Source organism: Roseomonas populi (assembly GCF_024594815.1).
GTDB lineage: Bacteria > Pseudomonadota > Alphaproteobacteria > Acetobacterales > Acetobacteraceae > Roseomonas > Roseomonas populi.
In genome coordinates this window covers 406,121-422,290 of the sequence record NZ_JANJOU010000001.1, presented here as the reverse complement: position 1 = coordinate 422,290, position 16,170 = coordinate 406,121, and the positions used below count along the sequence as shown (strand labels likewise).

The following is a 16,170-nucleotide window of genomic DNA, read 5'->3' as shown; positions in this document are numbered from 1 at the left end:
CGGGCGCGTGATGCTGGCCCCGGATGGCCGCGCCATCCAGCCCCCTCAATCCCCGAGAATGAAGTCCACCAGCAGCTTCACGTTCAGCACCACGATCAGCGCCGCCGAGGCCCAGCCCAGCGCCAGTTGCCAGCGCGGCGCCACCAGCGCCCCCAACCGCTTGCGATCCGCCGCGAAGAGCATGAGCGGGATCACCGCGAAGGGTAGCTGGAGCGAGAGCACGACCTGGGACAGCACCAGCATCTGCGCCGTCCCGCTCTCCCCGTACATCGCCGTCACGATCACGGCGGGGATGATGGCGATCAGCCGCGTCAACAGGCGCCGCACCACCGGGTTCAGGCGGATGTGCAGGAAACCCTCCATCACCACCTGCCCGGCCAGCGTCGCCGTGACGGTGGAGTTAAGCCCGCAGGCCAGCAGGGCGATGGCGAAGAGATAGGGCGCCGCCGTGCCGAGGATCGGGGCCAGCAGCTGGTGCGCGTCCTGGATCTCCGCCACCTCCGTCTGTCCGTTCGCGTGGAAGGCGGCGGCGGCGAGGATGAGGATGGAGGAGTTGATGAGCAGCGCGAGGCCGAGCGCCACCGTGCTGTCGATGGTGGCGAAGCGGATCGCCTCCTTCTTCCCCTCCTCGTCCTGCCGGATGTCGCGGGACTGGATGACGGCGGTGTGCAGGTAGAGGTTATGCGGCATGACCGTGGCGCCGAGGATGCCGAGCGCGATGTAGAGCTGCGTCTGGTTCGTCACGATCGAGGTGGAGGGCAGGTAGCCCCGCAGAACCTCGCCCCAGACCGGGTCCGCCAGCGCCACCTGCACCACGAAGCACCCGGCGATGAGCGCGATCATCCCCATGATGAAAGCCTCCAGCCAGCGCATCCCCTTGTTCTGCAGCCAGAGGATGAGGAAGGCATCCAGCGCCGTCAGCAGCACGCCCGCCATCAGCGGGATGCCGAACAGGAGCTGGAGCGCGATGGCCGTGCCGATCAGTTCCGCCAGGTCTGTCGCGCAGATCGCGATCTCCGCCAGGAACCACAGCGGCACGCCCACCCAGCGCGGAAAGCGGTCCCGGCAGAGCTGCGCCAGGTCGTGCCCCGTGGCGATGCCGATCCGCGCGCAGAGAGCCTGCAGCAGGATCGCCATCAGCGAGGAGAGCAGCGCGACGGTGAGCAGCGTGTAGCCAAAGGCCGACCCACCCGCGAGCGCCGTGGCCCAGTTGCCCGGGTCCATGTAGCCCACCGCCACGAGGTAGCCCGGCCCGATGAAGGCCAGCAGCCGCCGCAGCCAGCCGCCGGCATTTGGCACGGCCACGCTGCGGTTCACCTCCGGCAGGCTGCGGCTGTCATGCGTGTGCCCGGCCAGGGGGAGTTCGCGTCGGGCCATCGACATCCGGTTTCCTCGTCACAAGGCATGGATGAACACCTGTTCAGGTGGAGACCTGTCTAGGTATCCCATTGAATTTCAATGCTTTGCACGAATGTGGATGGTTTGCCGCAGTGCCGCAAGCATGTGTGTGCACCTTCCTCGCCCAATCGTGCGCGGCCGGTGCCTGGGCAGCCGGTGCCCGCGCGGCTCACAACGGGCCCGACGGAGGAACTCTGCATGTCGCTGCCCAGGCTCGTCGTCCTCGCCGCCCTCGCCCTGCCCGCCCTGCCGGCCTCGGCCCAGACGGCGCCGCCCGCCACCCTGCCCACGCGCGACGTGGCCGTGACCTACCGGGCCCTCGGCGCCGGGGCGCCGCCGGGCCCGCTGCGCATGGCATGGTCCGTGGCGGAAGGCAGGCAGCGCGTGGAGCCGCCCGGTGCTCCCGGTTGGATCCTGCTGGACCGCAAGGCGGGCACGGGTCTCATGGTGATCGATCAGCAGCGCATGCTCATGCCCATGCCGCCGGACATGGTGCGCGTCATCACGCAGCCCGTGCCGGAGGGGGTGCGCTTCGAGCGCCGGGGTACCGCCACCATCGCCGGGCTCACCTGCACGGAATGGGCGGCGAGCGGCCCGCAGGGCCAGGGCGTGGCCTGCCTGACCGAGGACGGCGTGACGCTGCGCGCCACCGGCCAGGGCCCGAACGGCCAGCAGGGCGGGATGGAAGCGACGGAGGTGCGCTACGGGGCGCAGGACCCCGCGCGCTTCCAGGTGCCGCAGGGCTACCAGACGATGCAGGGCGCCCCCGGCGCGCCCGCGGCGCCGGGGACCCAGCCGCCAAGGTAAGGGACCTGGAAGCTCCGAGCCCGCTGCTACCGGGCTCGGAGCGGCATCCGTTCGCTTCGGCTCACTCCGGCCGCTCCTGCCTGCTGATCAGGGGGCGGGTTCACGCTTGAGGGCAACGCTGTCCCCATGGCGATCTGCTCTAGAGATAGAGTACGAAGTCACTGAAATCGAACTGAGCCCGGTTCATGCCGACGAGGAGCGTATTGGCCTCTCCGGCGAGGCCGATAAGAAGGCCATCGGGGGTATCCCGGGCGCCATCGACGATGGATTGGAACGTGGACGAGGTCCAGCCATACGCCCCGGCGGGGCGCATCAGATGGTCCACACCGTTCTCGAAATCCGTGATGGTGAGCAATCCGCGATGGGAGCTGAGCCGGAAGCTGTCAGCTCCTGCTCCGCCGGTCATGGTTGCGTTGGAATAGAACAGATCCAGCACGTCATCGCCCGCCGAACCGATGACGGTCGCGCTGGTATTCTCGTTTAGGGCCGAGGAGGAGATATCGACACCCGAGCTTCCGGCATCGTGCGCGTTGATGAAGACCTTGTTGTCCGTGAAGGTCGGCGCGCCGAACAAATCGAAGGCGGGAAAATGATAGGTCGATCTCGAGGGGGTCGGAGCAATCCGGATCTCTTCGATGTTCCTGATCCCCCTCATCCCGAAAATCGGATCCATAACCGAGGTGTTGAACTGCAACGTGTCCCACCCGGCCCCGCCATCCAGCAGCAAGTAGCCGATGCTGCTGTTGCTGCTGATGCCGGAACCAACATGGCCCGCGTTGATGATGAAGGTGTCATCGCCATCGCCGCCGCGCATCAGGTCGAAGCCGCCCCCGCCATCGATGGTATCGTTGCCCAGTCCTCCATCGATGATGTCAGGGCCCCACCCGGCCACGATGACGTCGTCCAGATTGCTTCCATGGAGATCGATCGTCCCGCCGTTCGGGAGGTCCCGGTAATCGAGGGAAAGAGCGGTGTCCGGATCCGCCGTCACGGAGATCGGCCGCGAGGTTCCGAAGGCGTGTGAGGCATTCGGCCCCATGACCACGCTCTGTTGTCCGCCCGCACCACCTGTCCCAGCAAGGACGAGCGCGTCGAACCCGTCCAGCGATTCGAAGAAGCTGTCGGTTAGGACATCGCCGGGCTGCATGGTCACGACCAGCCGGTCCGTCCCGCTGCCGCCGTGCATGGAGGGGGCCGTCCCGCTGTCCACGTGCCAGTCCTGGGAAGGAGCCGTGCCGGCGGGGGCGGCCCATGGGGTGACGAAGTCGTCGATCCACAGTTGCGATGCGGTGATCCCCTTGAGGAGGATCTGTTGGCTATAGCCCTTGGCGTTTAGCTGGAGTCCGTCGGGCGATTCCTGGACATAGGCCAGCAGCGTGCCCACTGTCGCATTCCAGCCTCTCGCGCCGGCCGTGATCTCGATCCGGTCTTCGCCATCGGCGAAGTCGGTGATGACCACGGCATCGCCAAGCGGGCGAGCCACCACGTGGTCGAAGTTGTAGATGTCGGCGCCGCCGCCTCCGGTCACCACATTCCTGCCTGGGCCGAGCATCACGTGATCCACACCGGCCCCGCCCTTGAAGGTGAAGGCCTCGGCATCGTCGGGCCCGCGGACCACATGCGTGCCGGTGTCCTCGGCGTTCAGGACCATCCAAACCCTGCCACCGGTGAAGGCCGCGCCGGCGCCCGTCAGATCGTACACCGCATTCCCGTCGGTCCGCGCGACGCTGATCGCCTCGATGTCGCGGATCCGCGCGAAGTCGCCGGAAGCGATCCCTTCTCCGCCGAGCAGGCGCAGCGTGTCCCACCCAATGCCGCCATCCACCTCCGCATCCCCGCCCAGCTGCCCCGGGCGGAAGACGAAGCTATCGTCGCCCGCCCCGCCCCGCAGCGTGTCGCTCCCCGCCCCGCCCTCCAGCCGATCGGCGGTCGAGCCTGATTCGATCCGGTCATTCCCCGTGGAGCCGAGCACCCAGGTCCGGGTCGTCATGAGGTCCGGGTCCGACACGACGCTGAGGGAGGTCGTGCGGGTCCCCTCCGCCTGGATGCGGAAGAACCCGTCCCCGGGCCGCGCCGAGGCCTGCGTCGCCTCCGTGCCGAGATCGACCGTCCAGGCGCCCGTCGCGAGGGAGAGGACCGCGGCGCCGGTGATGCCCCGGAAGTTCGGGTCCGCGATGGTGCCGCCGCCGCTCGGCCGCAGCACGCCGTTCGCGTCCACCGGGCCGATCTCCCGGGCCACAGGCAGAACGACGGGCGGGGGAACATAGATCTGCGTGCAGGAGCAGATGGTCACGTCCTGCGCTCCGCTCCTCTCCGCGAAGGCGGCAGCGGTGGAGGGAGCGTCGTCCGCGCTGTCCTGCCCCCCAGGAAGTGCGACCGGCTCCGGATCGGACCGGCCCTCAACCAGCTCGACCGGGGCCATGCCAAGCGAAATCCCAGGGAAGATCGGGGGAAGGGCGAACTGGGGAGTGATCTGGGAGTGGAGCGGCCCGGGACCGGAAAAGGGAAGGAGCATCTCGCCGGACATCCCGGCACCAACGTCGCCTGGAAGGTCGGAACCATCCGTTCCGACCATCCGCTTCCAACTCGCCATCTCCAGGCCTCCCCTGGCCGGCGCCGTCAGCCTTGGGCTGCGTCGCCGGACCCACCCCGGTCCTTATCGATCATGTCGATCCCGGACGGAAGTGGCGCTCAGCCCGCCGTGATGCCCTTCGCCACCGCCTCCTCGGCGCTGCCGATGCCGCCGCGGGCCTTGGACCAGCTCATCGGGTCTTCCAGGAAGCGCCGCACCTCACGCAGCGCCTCCTCGGAGAAGTAGGGGCGCTCGCGGCACACCTCCAGCACGTCCCACCAGGTGCAGAGGTGGTGCAGGTTGAGGTTCATCGCCTTCATCGTGTCGAAGGCGCCGGGGAAGACGCCGTAGAAGAACACCACGAAGGTGTCGTCGCAGATGGCGCCGGCGTCGCGCAGCGCCTGAGTGAAGCGGATCTTGGAACCGCCGTCGGTCGTCAGATCCTCCACCAGCACGGTGCGCTTGCCCTCCGGCACGTCGCCCTCGATCTGCGCGTTGCGCCCGAAGCCCTTGGGCTTCTTCCGCACATAGGCCATGGGCGCCATCAGCCGGTCCGCGATCCAGGCGGCGAAGGGAATGCCCGCCGTCTCGCCGCCCACCACGGCCTCGATCGCCTCGTAGCCGATGTGCCGGCCGATCTTCTCCGCCGCCAGGTCGCAGATCACGCGGCGGGCGCGCGGGAAGAAGATGATCCGGCGGCAATCGATATAGACCGGGCTCTTCCAGCCGGAGGTGAAGGTGTAGGGCTCCTCCGGCCGGAAGTTGACGGCCTTGATCTCCAGGAGGATGCGGGCGGTGGTGAGCGCCGCGTCGCGGTCCCACTCGGAGGCGTGCTGCATGGCCATGTCGATATCTCCTGTCCCGGTCGGCGGCGGCGTAAATCCGGCGATCCCTAGCGGCACGGCCCGGCGGCGTCCATGCGCAGAACGGGCACGGCAGGGGTGAGCGGGGAAGGGGGGATCTGGGTCCTCGCCGACCCGCGCGCCGGCACGGCGGCGCAGGCGCTGGGCATCGCGGAGCGGCTGGACCGGCCCTTCCGCGCCGTCCCGCTGGAATGGGGCCCGCTGGCGCGGCTGCCGCTACCCTGGCCGGGCCTCCTCGGTCTCACGGCGCGCGCGCGGGAAGGGCTGCGGCGGGCGGCGCTGGAAGGCCCCTGGTCCCGCGTGCCGCCGGGCACCACGCCCCGGATCGTGCCGGAATGGCCGTCGCTCGTGATCGCCGCGGGGCGCCGCTCCGCCCCCGTCTCCCGCTGGCTGCGGCGGCAGGGGGCGCGGACGGTCCACTGCATGCGGCCGGGCGCGGCGGCGGCGGATTTCGACCTGCTGGTGATCGGCCGGCACGACCACCCCGCGCCCGCCCCGAACATCCTGCCAATCCTCGGCGCCACCCACCGCATCTCCCCCGCCGCGCTCGCGGCGGCGCGGGAATCCCGCCCGGACCTCGCCGCGCTGCCCCGCCCGCGCGTGGCCGTGCTGCTGGGCGGCGCCGTGCGGGGGGAGGGGATGGACCCGGCCGAGGCGGCCGCGATCATCGGCCGGGTGGTCCCAGGTGCCGGCAGCGTGCTCGCCACCACCAGCCGCCGCACCGGCGCTGCGGCGGCCGAGGCAGTGGCCGCGCGCCTGTCGGGCGTGCCGGGCCTGCTGCACCGATGGGGGCAGGAGGGCCCGAACCCCTACGCGGCCTTCCTCGCCCTTGCCGATGCGGTGGTGGTGACGGGCGATTCCGTCTCCATGCTGTCGGAGGCACTGGCGACATCCGCGCCCGTCTTCGTCGCCGGCACCCCGCCCGACGCGCCGCGCCACATGGCCCTGCGCGAGAGCCTCTTCGCCGCCGGCCAGGCCGCGCCCTTCGCGGCCTTCCCGAACGCCCCGCCCCGCGCCCCGCTGGACGAGAGCGGGCGCGTGGCAGCGGTCATCCGGGACCGTTTCCTGGCGGGCTGAGGCGCCCTACCGCCGCTGCGGGACCAGCGGCCCGGGCGCCTGCTTGCGCCGGTAGCCCGCCGGCACGCGGAAGCGCGCCGGGTCCTGTGCGCCGTAGCGGACAGAGGTGGCCTCCATCCGGTTCTCCCCGCCGCCGGGCAGGGCCGAGACGGAGCGCAGCAGCACCCCCTCCGCCGTCACGCAGATCACCGTCCGGCGTGGCCCGGCCCATTGGGTGCAGGACTCGCCCGCCACCCGGTCCTCCCGGCCCTTGGTCAGGGCCGCGCCGGGCGGCGGGTCCAGCCGCATTCCCGCGGCCATCTCGGCCGGCAACTCCATGAAGCTGCGCTCGGAATCCACCACCATGGTCGCGCGCGGCGGGTTCCGCTCCACCAGGATCCAGCCCGGCGCGCCCGGCGGTTCCATCCGGGAAAGGCCGGAGGCCGTCCACGCCACCCGCATCTCCGCCGTTCCCGGCCCGGCGCCGGTGATGCGGTAGGTCACGGCCACGTCCCGCGACGGCGCCATCGAGGGCTGCTCCGGCAGGGGCGAGGGGGCCTGGGCACGCGCCTCCGCCCCCGGGAACAGGGCGAGCGCGGAAATCAGGGCAAAGGCCGCCTTCATGCGGGTTCCTCGGTGACGGAACCGCCTTTTGCCCGGCCGGGCAGGCGTGGCCAAGCGGCTCGCGCTGAGGTCCTCAATCCAGCCGCACCGAGGGCCGCGCGAGCGACCGTAGCGCCCCCGCGAGCCAGACCAGCGGCGCCCGCCATCCATGCACCACCAGCTGGAACTGCCGGTAGAGCATCGTGTAGCTCAGCTGGGCCAGCCATCCCTCGATGAAGGCGCCCTTCAGGATGCCTAGCCGCCCGAGGCTGCCGAAGGCATCGTAGTCCCCCAAGGAGACAAGGGAGCCGCGCGGCACGTAGCGGAAAGGCGGCAGCGGCGTGCCGGAGAGCCGAGCGGGCAGGTGCCGCGCCAGGTGCCGGGCCTGCTGGTGGGCCACCTGGGCGGTGGCGGGCAAGGGCTTCTCTCCCCCGGCCGGAATCAGCGCGGCGCAGTCGCCCAGGGCAAGGATCGCGGGGTCCGTCAGGCTCACCATGTCCTCGCCCACGCGGATCCGCCCGGCGCGGTCCAGCTCCAGCCCGTCCAGCGCCCGGGTGATGGCGGGGGCGCGGACGCCCGCGGCCCAGACTTGGATAGAGGCCTCGACCCGCCGACCGTCCTTCAGGGTCACGCCTGCCTCGTCCACCGATGCCACCGCCGCCTCGGTCAGCACCGTCACGCCGAGGTTGCGCAGCACGGCGGTGGCGGCGGTGGACACCTTTTCCGGCAAGGCGGAGAGGATGCGCGGCGCCATCTCCACCAGCGTCACCCGCAGCCGGTCCCGCAGGTCCGGCACCCCGTAGCCTGAGGCCAGGTCCAAAGCCTGGTGCAACTCCGCCGCCAGCTCCGTGCCGGTGGCCCCGCCGCCGACGATGACGATGGAGACCTCCCGCACCGCCGGATCGTCCAGCGCCCGCACCACGGCACGGCGCAGCTCCACCCGGAAGGCCTCGGCCTGCTCCCGGCTGTCGATGAACACCGCGTGCTCCCGCACGCCCGGGGTGCCGAAGTCGTCGGCCGTGCTGCCGATCGCCAGCACCAGCGTGTCGTAGGGCACCTCGGCCGTCACCTCGTCCCGCCCGGCCTCGTCCTGCACCGTACCGAGGGTGATCCGGCGCGCCGCTCGGTCGATCCCCCGCAGCAGGCCCGGGCGGAAGGCCATCCCCAGCCGCGCCGCGTGGTCCAGGTAGGTAATCTCGTCCTGCGCCGTGTCCAGCGTGCCCGCCGCCACCTGGTGCAGCCGGGGCTTCCAGACATGGGAGGAGGCGCGGTCCACCAGCGTCACCGCCAGCCCCGGCACGCGGCGCCGCGCGAGCCGCGTGGCCAGGTCCAGCCCGCCCGCCCCCGCGCCCACCACCACCAGCCGGTGCGGTCCCGCCATCCGAAGGCCTCCTGTCGCGCCGCCCTGGTGTCTTCCGGGGCGCTACCGGGTTGAAGGGGCTTGCCGCCCGATCGGTTGCGGGGCACCAAACCGGGGCCGAGGGATAGGGGAACGATTATGGCGCGCAAGCACCGCATCGCGGTGGTCCCGGGGGACGGGATCGGCAAGGAAACCACGCCGGAGGGGCTGCGCGTGCTGGACGCCGCCGCCCGCCGCTTTGGCTTCGAGCTGGAGCTGACCCACTACGACTGGTCCTGCGAGACCTACGCGAAGACCGGCAAGATGATGCCGGATGACGGGCTGGACCAGCTCCGCCAATCCGATGCCGTCTTCCTCGGCGCCGTGGGCTGGCCGGGCGTGCCGGACAACGTCTCCCTCTGGGGTCTGCTGATCCCCATGCGGCGGGACTTCGACCAGTACATCTCGCTGCGCCCCTGCCGCCTGATGCCGGGCGTGCGCTCCCCGCTCGCCAACCGCACGCCGGCGGAGATCGACTTCGTCGTGGTGCGGGAGAACACGGAGGGTGAATACTCCTCCTCCGGCGGCCGCATGTTCCGGGGGACAGAGCGCGAGTTCGTGACGCAGGAGAGCGTCTTCACCCGCACGGGCTGCGACCGCGTGATGAAGTACGCCTTCGAGCTGGCGATGAAGCGCCCGCGCAAGAAGCTGACCTCCGCCACCAAGTCCAACGGCATCACCTTCACCATGCCGTACTGGGACGAGCGATTCGCCGAGATGGCGAAGGCCTACCCGGAGATCAGCACGGACCAGTTCCACATCGACATCCTCTGTGCCCACTTCGTGCAGCACCCCGACTGGTTCGACGTGGTGGTGGCCTCCAACCTCTTCGGCGACATCCTGTCCGACCTTGGCCCCGCGGTGGCGGGCTCCATCGGCATCGCCCCGAGCGCCAACATCAACCCGGAGCGCAAGCACCCCTCCATGTTCGAGCCGGTCCACGGCTCGGCGCCCGACATCGCGGGGAAGGGCGTTGCCAACCCCATCGCGCAGATCTGGTCCGGCGCGCTGATGCTGGAGCACCTGGGCGAGCACGAGGCCGCCGCCGCCGTGACGGACGCCATCGAGTCCCTCCTCTCCGAGGGCGGCCCGCGCACGCGGGACCTGGGCGGCAATGCCGGCACGCTGGAGGTCGGAAAGGCTCTGGCCGAGGTGGTCGGGCGGGGATAGCCTCATTCCGGCCGGGCGGCGTTTTGCCGCCCGGTTACCACTGAACACTTGAACGCTTGTTCAGCTATCGGTATAACACGACCAGGTGTTGCGAGTTATTCTCAACAACATCGCAACACGGGGAACGGGATCGGATCGGATGGGGCACGACTACAGCTACATCGCCCGCAACTGCGAGCGGGCCGTCGTCACGGCCTATCGTGAGCTGCGCGACGTCGGCACGAACGATTACAGCGCCTTCGGTGCCTGCACCTCGCTGTATCGCATCCACCACCCCGAGGCTTCGGTGGCCGAGGCGCGCCGCCTTGTCGCGGAGTGGATCGACCACCACATCGTCCGCGTCGATCCCGGCCCCACTCCGGGCTGCGACTGCGACTGACACCATCCGGCGCGGGCTGATGCGCCGGAGCCGCCGCGGGACGACCTGCGGCGCTATCTGACCAACGCCGGGACGGCCCGGCCCCATCGGAAGGGGCCTCGCCATGGCTTGGCTGTACCTGATCCTCGCCGGTCTTCTCGAAGTTCTCTGGGCCTATGGGATGAAGGCATCCCACGGCTTCACGCGCCCCCTCTGGAGCGTCATCACCCTCGCCGGCATGGCCGCGAGCGTCGGCCTCCTCGCGCTCGCCATGCGGAGCCTGCCCCTCGGCACCGCCTATGCCATCTGGACGGGAATCGGGGCGCTCGGCGCTTTCGTCCTCGGCATCGCCGTGCTGGGGGAGGCTGCGACGCCGCTTCGGATCGCCAGCGCCGCCCTCATCCTGGCCGGGCTGGTGGGGCTGAAGCTGGCTTCACCGGGCTGAAGGGGCCGGGCTGAACCGGTAAGGGGCGCCGGCGGAGGCAGGGTCCAGCAGCAGCCGGTGCTCCAGCGGCGGAAAGGCGCGGGAGCGGCAATCCACCCGGTCGCAGAGCCGGCAGGAGAGCCCGATCCCGACCCGCGCCGAGTCCAGGTCAATCCCGTCCGCGTAGCAGACCTCCTCAGCCCGCCCGAGCTCGCAGCCCATCGCCACCACATGCACCGGCGCCGGTTCCCCCCAGCGCACCGCCGCGTGCTCCACCGTGCGCGCGAAGCAGAGGAAGGCGGCGCCGTCCGGCAGCTCCGCCACCTGCACCACCACGCGCCCCGGCGTGGCGAAGGCGGCGTGCGGGATCCAGCGCGGGCATGACCCGCCGCCGCGCGCGAAGGGAAAGCCCGCCGCCGAGAAGCGCTTGGAAACATTGCCCGCCGGGTCCACGCGCAGGAAGAAGAAGGGCAGGCCCCGCGCCCCCTCCCGCTGCAAGGTGGAGAGCCGGTGGCAGGCCTGCTCGAAGGAAACGGCGAAGCGGGCCGACAGCGCCGCCACGTCGTGCCGCAGCGCCCGCGCGGCTGACTGGAAGGGTGCGTAGGGCATCATCACGGCCGCCGCCACGTAGTTCAGCAGCCCGATCCGCAGCAGCGATCCCGCCTCCTCGGATGACGGGCCGATCGCCGCGATCACCCGATCCACCGCGTCCCGCGCCTCCAGCAGCCCGAGGGTGAAAGCGAGGTGGAAGCTGCGGCTCTCGCGCGGCAGGGACTCGCTCAGCAACAGCTGCGCCGCCGCGGCGTCGTAGCGGCGCAGCGCCGCGCCCGGCAGCACGCCGACCGTGACGGACAGCCCGTGATGCGCGCGCAGCCGCTGCGCCAACGCGTGGTCCAGCCCTTGCGGAGAGGGCTCCTCCATCGTCGCGCGCAGTGCCTCCGCCGTCTCCTCCAGCAGCGGGAAGTGGTTGGCGGCATCGTGGAAAGCGTCGCGCGCCTCCTCGGTTGGCAGCAGGATTCGGCGGCCGGAGGGAAGGGCGAGCCCCGCCGAATCCTCGCGCGCCACTCGCCAGGCGCGCCAAAGCGCCAGCACGGCGCGCGCCGCATCGGGCGCCGCGGCCAGCGCCGCCACCTGTTCCTCCGGCACGGATTCCGCGCCCAGCAGCGGGTCGCGGAACACCTCCTGCAGCCCTGCCTCCAGCCGCCCTTCGGCCTGGCCCGAGAGCACGGCGAGATCGACGCCCAACGCATCCGCCAGCTTGAAGACGAGGCTCGCGGTGATCGTCCGTTGATCCGCCTCGATCAGGTTCATGTAGCTCGCGGAGATGCCCAGGCGCAGCGCGAGCGAGGCCTGCGTCAGCCCCTTCTCCTTCCGCAGCCGCCGCACCACGCGGCCAATCATGGGACGCGCCATGATTTACAACCTTCACAATTTTCACGCCGATCCTGTCAAACACACCACGGGTTTGCAGGAATGCACGTCGAACATCCCTCGCTTTCGGGCGCTATTTGTCAATCATTCACTCATCGCAGGAGGACACGCGATGCACCCGACGACGAGCCCCAACTATTCCCCCGATGGTTCCGGCAGCGGCTACCCCGCCGGCCCCGGTCGTTTCGACGGCATCCGCCGCGACTACACGCCGGAGGACGTCGCGCGCCTCTCAGGTTCCTTCCGCATCCGGCACACGCTTGCGGAGATGGGCGCGCAGCGCCTGTGGCACCTGCTGCACACGGAGCCTTTCGTGCCCACCCTCGGCGCGCTGACGGGCAACCAGGCGCTGCAGCAGGTGAAGGCCGGGCTGAAGGCCATCTACCTCTCCGGCTGGCAGGTGGCGGCGGACGCGAACTCGGCCGGCGAAATGTACCCGGACCAGTCGCTCTACCCTGTGGACTCCGTGCCGAAGGTCATCCGCCGCATCAACGCCTCGCTCCGCCGCGCCGACCAGATCGCGACGCAGGAAGGCGGCGACGACACCCACTGGATGGCGCCGATCATCGCGGATGCTGAGGCCGGCTTCGGCGGCCCGCTCAACGCCTATGAGCTGATGCGCGCGATGATCGAGGCGGGCGCGGCTGGCGTGCACTTCGAGGACCAGCTGGCCTCGGAGAAGAAGTGTGGCCATCTCGGCGGCAAGGTGCTGGTGCCGATCTCCCAGCACATACGCACACTGAACGCGGCGCGCCTGGCCGCGGATGTAGAGGGTGTCTCCACGATCCTGCTCTGCCGGACGGATGCGGAGAGCGCCCAACTCCTCACCAGCGACGTGGACGAGCGCGACCACCCCTTCATCAGCGGGGAGCGCACGCCGGAAGGCTTCTTCCGCATCCGCCCGGGCTGCGGGAAGGACTACGCCATCGCCCGCGGCCTGGCCTACGCGCCCTATGCCGACCTGCTGTGGTGGGAGACCAGCGACCCGGACCTCGACGACGCCCGCCGCTTCGCCGAGGCCATCCACCGCGAGTTCCCGGGCAAGCTGCTGGCCTACAACTGCTCCCCGAGCTTCAACTGGAAGCGCAAGATGGGCGAGGCCGCCGCGGCCAAGTTCCAGCGCGAGATCGCGGCCATGGGCTACAAGTTCCAGTTCATCACCCTGGCCGGCTTCCACAGCCTGAACCACTCCATGTTCACCCTGGCCAAGGGCTACCGGGAGCGCGGCATGGCCGCCTACTCGGAGCTGCAGCAGGCCGAGTTCGCCTCGGAGCCGGACGGCTACACCGCCACGCGCCATCAGCGCGAGGTCGGCGTGGGCTACTTCGACGCGGTGGCGACGGCGGCCAGCGGCGGCCGCTCCTCCACCACGGCGCTGGCCCACTCCACCGAGGCCGCGCAGTTCCACGAGGACCACGGCCCCACGCCGCGCATCGGCGGAGAGCCGGTGGACCACGATGACGGCCTGGTCCACAGCCATGGCTGGGCCTGTAGCGAGCGCAACCAGCCCGCCACCGCCAAGTGAGAGGGCAGGGGGCCGCCGCGATGGCGGCCCCCGCCACCCCCTACTTCTTCTCCATGTTCCAGAAGAACTGCACGGGGGAGAGTACCATCCCCGTCAGGCTCTTCCGGTAGGCCATGGGCTGCTCCACCTTCCCCGCCGGGGCATAGGGCACCACCTCAAAGGCGCGGCGCTCGATCCGGGCGGCCAGCGTCTTCTGCGTATTGGTGTCGTCGCTGGCGATCCACTCGTCGCGCAGCGACTCCAACTCCCGGTCCTCCGGCCAGCCGAACCAGGCGGCGGCGCCATTGGCGCGGATCAGCGGGTGCAGCGCGGGGTTCAGCGTGTCCGCCCCCGACCAGAGTGTGTGGAACACGGACCACCCGCCCGCATCCGGCGCGCCACGATTCGCGCGCCGCCCGATGAAGCTCGCCCAGTCCGTGGAGACGAGCTCCACGTTCATCCCGAGGTTCTTCAGCAGCTCCTGCGTCACCAGGGATTGATTATAGGCGATGGGCTGGTCGGCCGGGGCCAGCAGCACGACCTTCTCGTTGTTATAGCCTGCCTCGCGCAGCAGCGCCTTGCCGCGGTTCAGGTCGCCCCGGATCGCCTCCGCCCCGCCCGCGCCGGTGGACATGGGTGAGCCAGGCGTGAAGAAGGTCTTCGCCTCGGCGTAGTAGTCGGGGCTGCCGACCACCGCCTGCATGTAGTCCTCCTGCTTCATGGCCATCATCACGGCCTGCCGCACCTTCGGGTTGTTGAAGGGCGGCTGCAGGTGGTTGAAGCGCATCAGCAGCGCCAGGCCGAGCGGCACGTTCTGGATGGTGATGTTGCGGTCCCGCTTCAGCACGGGCAGCAGGTCCACCGGCGGCTGCTCGTACCAGTCCACCTCGCCCTGGATCAGCGCCCCGACGGCAGCGGAGGGCTCGGTCAGCGCCAGCCACTCGATCCGGTCGATCTTCGCCACCTTCCCGCCCGCGGCCCAGCTGGGCGCCTCCTCGCGCGGCTTGTAGGCGGCGAAGCGCTCGTAGATCGCGTTCTGCCCGGGGATCCATTGCCCGGTCTGGAAGCGCCAGGGGCCAGAGCCGATCGCCTCCGTGATGTTGCGCGCCGGGTCCGTGGCCGCCACGCGCTCGGGCATGATGAAGGGCACGTTGGAGGAGAGCTTGCCCAGCGCCGCCGTGATCTGCGGGAAGGGGCGCTTCAGCCGCACCGCGAAGGTGCGGGCATCCACCGCATCGTAGCAGTCCACGAAGGTGGCGAAGGTCTGCCCGAAGGCGTCGCGCGCCGACCACCGCTTGATGGAGGCGATGCAGTCCCCCGCGCGCACCGGCGTGTTGTCGTGGAACATCAGCCCGTCGCGCAGCTGGAAGGTCCACTTCAGCCCATCCTGCGCACCCTCCCAGTGCTGCACCATCTGCGGGCGGATCTGGAAGTTCTCGTCCGTCGCGAAGAGCGTGTCGTAGATGAGGTAGCCGTGGTTCCGGATCACGTAGCTCGTCGCCACGATGGGATCGAGCGAGGGCAGCGGCGTGGAGGGGATGAAGCGCAGCGGCGCCGCCGCCTGCGCGCGGGCCGGGCCGATCCAGGGCATCCCGGCCGCGCCGATCGCGGCCCCCGAGGCGAGAAGGCTGCGGCGTGTGGTGCTCATCGCGGTGTCCTCTGCTCCTGGGCCGCGCCCGTGCGGCCGGTTCATCCTGCCACCGGAATGCAAGAACGGGGCAGTTCAGGCCGCCGCGCGCGCGGCCTCCGGCTTCGCCCAGCGGATCGCCGCCAGGGCCAGCGCCTCTATCGTGTCCACCACGGGGAAGGGCAGGGCAGGGCCGGCGGCGACGCCGAGCGGGATCTCCGTGCAGCCCAGCACCACCGCCCGCGCGCCGCGCGCCGCCAGGGCCCGCGCCGCCTCGGCCAGCGGGGCGTAGGAGTCTGCCACCCGGTTCGCCTTCACCAGCGCGATGCCCGGCGTCACCAGCCGCGCCATCTCCTCCTCGGTCGGCACGGAGACATGCCAGCCATCCCCCTCCAGCCCCTGCTGGTACAGCCCCATGGCCAGCGTCCCCGCCGTACCCATCACCCCAACCGGTCCGGGCCCGATGCCCTGGCGGCGCAGCGCCTCCGCCGCCGCCTCCACGATGTGCAGGATGGGTAGGCGGGTGGCCGCCCGCATCCCGTCGATCCAGCCATGGGCGGTGTTGCAAGGGATCGCGATGGCGCCGCACCCCGCCGCCTCCAGGCCCCTGATCCCGCGGACGAGGGCGGGCAGAGGGTCCGGCCCGCGCCCCTGGCGGGCGGCGGTGCGGTCCGGCACGCGCGGGTCGGACCAGAGGATCGCCGGGATATGGTCCTGGTCCCGCTCCGCCGGCGTCAGGAGAGTGAGCTGGCGCATGAACTCCGCGCTCGCCAGCGGCCCCATGCCCCCCAGCACGCCCAGCACCCGATCCGTCATCGCATTGCCCTCTGCCCGGCGGCACAGCCGCCAAAATCACAGCTGGCGGCACAGCCGCCAAAACCACACCCGGCGGCGCAGCCGCCAGAATCCCAGTCGGCGGCGCAGCCGCCAGAACCCCAGCCAGCGGCGCAGCCGCCAG

At 70.7% G+C, this 16,170-nt stretch carries 14 protein-coding genes; 6 read left to right on the top strand and 8 right to left on the bottom strand.

The window, feature by feature from the left end; translation table 11 throughout:
• Positions 1-45 precede the first annotated feature (45 nt).
• On the bottom strand, positions 46-1,377 hold the full coding sequence (locus NRP21_RS02115; protein ID WP_257714506.1) for an Nramp family divalent metal transporter: 1,332 nt from the start codon (positions 1,375-1,377) through the stop codon (positions 46-48).
• A 219-nt stretch (positions 1,378-1,596) separates the two neighbouring features.
• On the opposite strand from NRP21_RS02115, the gene NRP21_RS02110 reads away from it, so the two are divergent.
• Positions 1,597-2,205 (top strand): hypothetical protein, encoded by a 609-nt coding sequence (locus NRP21_RS02110; protein WP_257714505.1) that lies wholly within the window; start codon positions 1,597-1,599, stop codon positions 2,203-2,205.
• Positions 2,206-2,344: 139 nt separating this feature from the next.
• Here NRP21_RS02110 and NRP21_RS02105 read toward each other — a convergent pair whose 3' ends face one another.
• Together NRP21_RS02105 and NRP21_RS02100 are read right to left on the bottom strand one after the other, a co-directional pair.
• Positions 2,345-4,627: a hypothetical protein gene (locus NRP21_RS02105; RefSeq protein WP_257714504.1), complete on the bottom strand. Its 2,283-nt coding sequence runs from the start codon at positions 4,625-4,627 to the stop codon at positions 2,345-2,347.
• A 269-nt stretch (positions 4,628-4,896) separates the two neighbouring features.
• Entirely contained in the window at positions 4,897-5,622 is a 726-nt protein-coding gene (locus NRP21_RS02100; RefSeq protein WP_257714503.1) for an orotate phosphoribosyltransferase, read from the bottom strand.
• Between the two features lie 96 nt (positions 5,623-5,718).
• On the opposite strand from NRP21_RS02100, the gene NRP21_RS02095 reads away from it, so the two are divergent.
• Complete coding sequence (locus tag NRP21_RS02095; RefSeq protein ID WP_257714502.1) at positions 5,719-6,717, top strand: mitochondrial fission ELM1 family protein; 999 nt, start codon at positions 5,719-5,721, stop codon at positions 6,715-6,717.
• Between the two features lie 6 nt (positions 6,718-6,723).
• On the opposite strand, the gene NRP21_RS02090 is transcribed toward NRP21_RS02095, so the two are convergent.
• Both NRP21_RS02090 and NRP21_RS02085 read right to left on the bottom strand, forming a co-directional pair.
• Complete coding sequence (locus tag NRP21_RS02090) at positions 6,724-7,320, bottom strand: hypothetical protein (RefSeq protein ID WP_257714501.1); 597 nt, start codon at positions 7,318-7,320, stop codon at positions 6,724-6,726.
• Between the two features lie 73 nt (positions 7,321-7,393).
• Positions 7,394-8,680: an NAD(P)/FAD-dependent oxidoreductase gene (locus NRP21_RS02085; RefSeq protein ID WP_257714500.1), complete on the bottom strand. Its 1,287-nt coding sequence runs from the start codon at positions 8,678-8,680 to the stop codon at positions 7,394-7,396.
• Between the two features lie 117 nt (positions 8,681-8,797).
• Between NRP21_RS02085 and NRP21_RS02080 the strand changes: the two genes are divergently transcribed.
• From NRP21_RS02080 to sugE, 3 genes are all read left to right on the top strand, one after another.
• Positions 8,798-9,868, top strand: a complete 1,071-nt coding sequence (locus NRP21_RS02080) for a tartrate dehydrogenase (RefSeq protein ID WP_257714499.1) — start codon at positions 8,798-8,800, stop codon at positions 9,866-9,868.
• Between the two features lie 139 nt (positions 9,869-10,007).
• Entirely contained in the window at positions 10,008-10,247 is a 240-nt protein-coding gene (locus NRP21_RS02075) for a hypothetical protein (protein ID WP_257714498.1), read from the top strand.
• A 103-nt stretch (positions 10,248-10,350) separates the two neighbouring features.
• Positions 10,351-10,671 (top strand): quaternary ammonium compound efflux SMR transporter SugE, encoded by a 321-nt coding sequence (sugE, locus tag NRP21_RS02070; protein WP_257714497.1) that lies wholly within the window; start codon positions 10,351-10,353, stop codon positions 10,669-10,671.
• On the opposite strand, the gene NRP21_RS02065 is transcribed toward sugE, so the two are convergent.
• Entirely contained in the window at positions 10,660-12,063 is a 1,404-nt protein-coding gene (locus NRP21_RS02065; RefSeq protein WP_257714496.1) for a helix-turn-helix domain-containing protein, read from the bottom strand. The two genes, sugE and NRP21_RS02065, sit on opposite strands and share 12 nt — an antisense overlap.
• Before the next feature lie 130 nt (positions 12,064-12,193).
• Here NRP21_RS02065 and aceA point away from each other — a divergent pair, with 130 nt between their 5' ends.
• Positions 12,194-13,606, top strand: a complete 1,413-nt coding sequence (aceA, locus tag NRP21_RS02060) for an isocitrate lyase (RefSeq protein WP_257714495.1) — start codon at positions 12,194-12,196, stop codon at positions 13,604-13,606.
• Positions 13,607-13,646: 40 nt separating this feature from the next.
• Here the strand turns inward: aceA and NRP21_RS02055 are convergent, their stop codons facing one another.
• Together NRP21_RS02055 and cuyB are read right to left on the bottom strand one after the other, a co-directional pair.
• Positions 13,647-15,233, bottom strand: coding sequence for an ABC transporter substrate-binding protein (locus tag NRP21_RS02055; protein WP_257714494.1), 1,587 nt, complete (start codon positions 15,231-15,233; stop codon positions 13,647-13,649).
• 75 nt (positions 15,234-15,308) lie between these two features.
• Complete coding sequence (gene cuyB, locus NRP21_RS02050; protein ID WP_257714493.1) at positions 15,309-16,028, bottom strand: cysteate racemase; 720 nt, start codon at positions 16,026-16,028, stop codon at positions 15,309-15,311.
• Between the last annotated feature and the right edge of the window lie 142 nt (positions 16,029-16,170).

What these genes read in the sequence shown, in the direction of transcription:
- NRP21_RS02115 (WP_257714506.1), bottom strand. Translation starts at nt 1,377, where the DNA reads ATGGCCCGACGCGAACTCCCCCTGGCCGGGCACACGCATGACAGCCGC.
- NRP21_RS02110 (WP_257714505.1), top strand. Translation starts at nt 1,597, where the DNA reads ATGTCGCTGCCCAGGCTCGTCGTCCTCGCCGCCCTCGCCCTGCCCGCC.
- NRP21_RS02105 (WP_257714504.1), bottom strand. Translation starts at nt 4,627, where the DNA reads ATGGCCCCGGTCGAGCTGGTTGAGGGCCGGTCCGATCCGGAGCCGGTC.
- NRP21_RS02100 (WP_257714503.1), bottom strand. Translation starts at nt 5,622, where the DNA reads ATGGCCATGCAGCACGCCTCCGAGTGGGACCGCGACGCGGCGCTCACC.
- NRP21_RS02090 (WP_257714501.1), bottom strand. Translation starts at nt 7,320, where the DNA reads ATGAAGGCGGCCTTTGCCCTGATTTCCGCGCTCGCCCTGTTCCCGGGG.
- NRP21_RS02085 (WP_257714500.1), bottom strand. Translation starts at nt 8,680, where the DNA reads ATGGCGGGACCGCACCGGCTGGTGGTGGTGGGCGCGGGGGCGGGCGGG.
- NRP21_RS02080 (WP_257714499.1), top strand. Translation starts at nt 8,798, where the DNA reads ATGGCGCGCAAGCACCGCATCGCGGTGGTCCCGGGGGACGGGATCGGC.
- NRP21_RS02075 (WP_257714498.1), top strand. Translation starts at nt 10,008, where the DNA reads ATGGGGCACGACTACAGCTACATCGCCCGCAACTGCGAGCGGGCCGTC.
- sugE (WP_257714497.1), top strand. Translation starts at nt 10,351, where the DNA reads ATGGCTTGGCTGTACCTGATCCTCGCCGGTCTTCTCGAAGTTCTCTGG.
- NRP21_RS02065 (WP_257714496.1), bottom strand. Translation starts at nt 12,063, where the DNA reads ATGGCGCGTCCCATGATTGGCCGCGTGGTGCGGCGGCTGCGGAAGGAG.
- aceA (WP_257714495.1), top strand. Translation starts at nt 12,194, where the DNA reads ATGCACCCGACGACGAGCCCCAACTATTCCCCCGATGGTTCCGGCAGC.
- NRP21_RS02055 (WP_257714494.1), bottom strand. Translation starts at nt 15,233, where the DNA reads ATGAGCACCACACGCCGCAGCCTTCTCGCCTCGGGGGCCGCGATCGGC.
- cuyB (WP_257714493.1), bottom strand. Translation starts at nt 16,028, where the DNA reads ATGACGGATCGGGTGCTGGGCGTGCTGGGGGGCATGGGGCCGCTGGCG.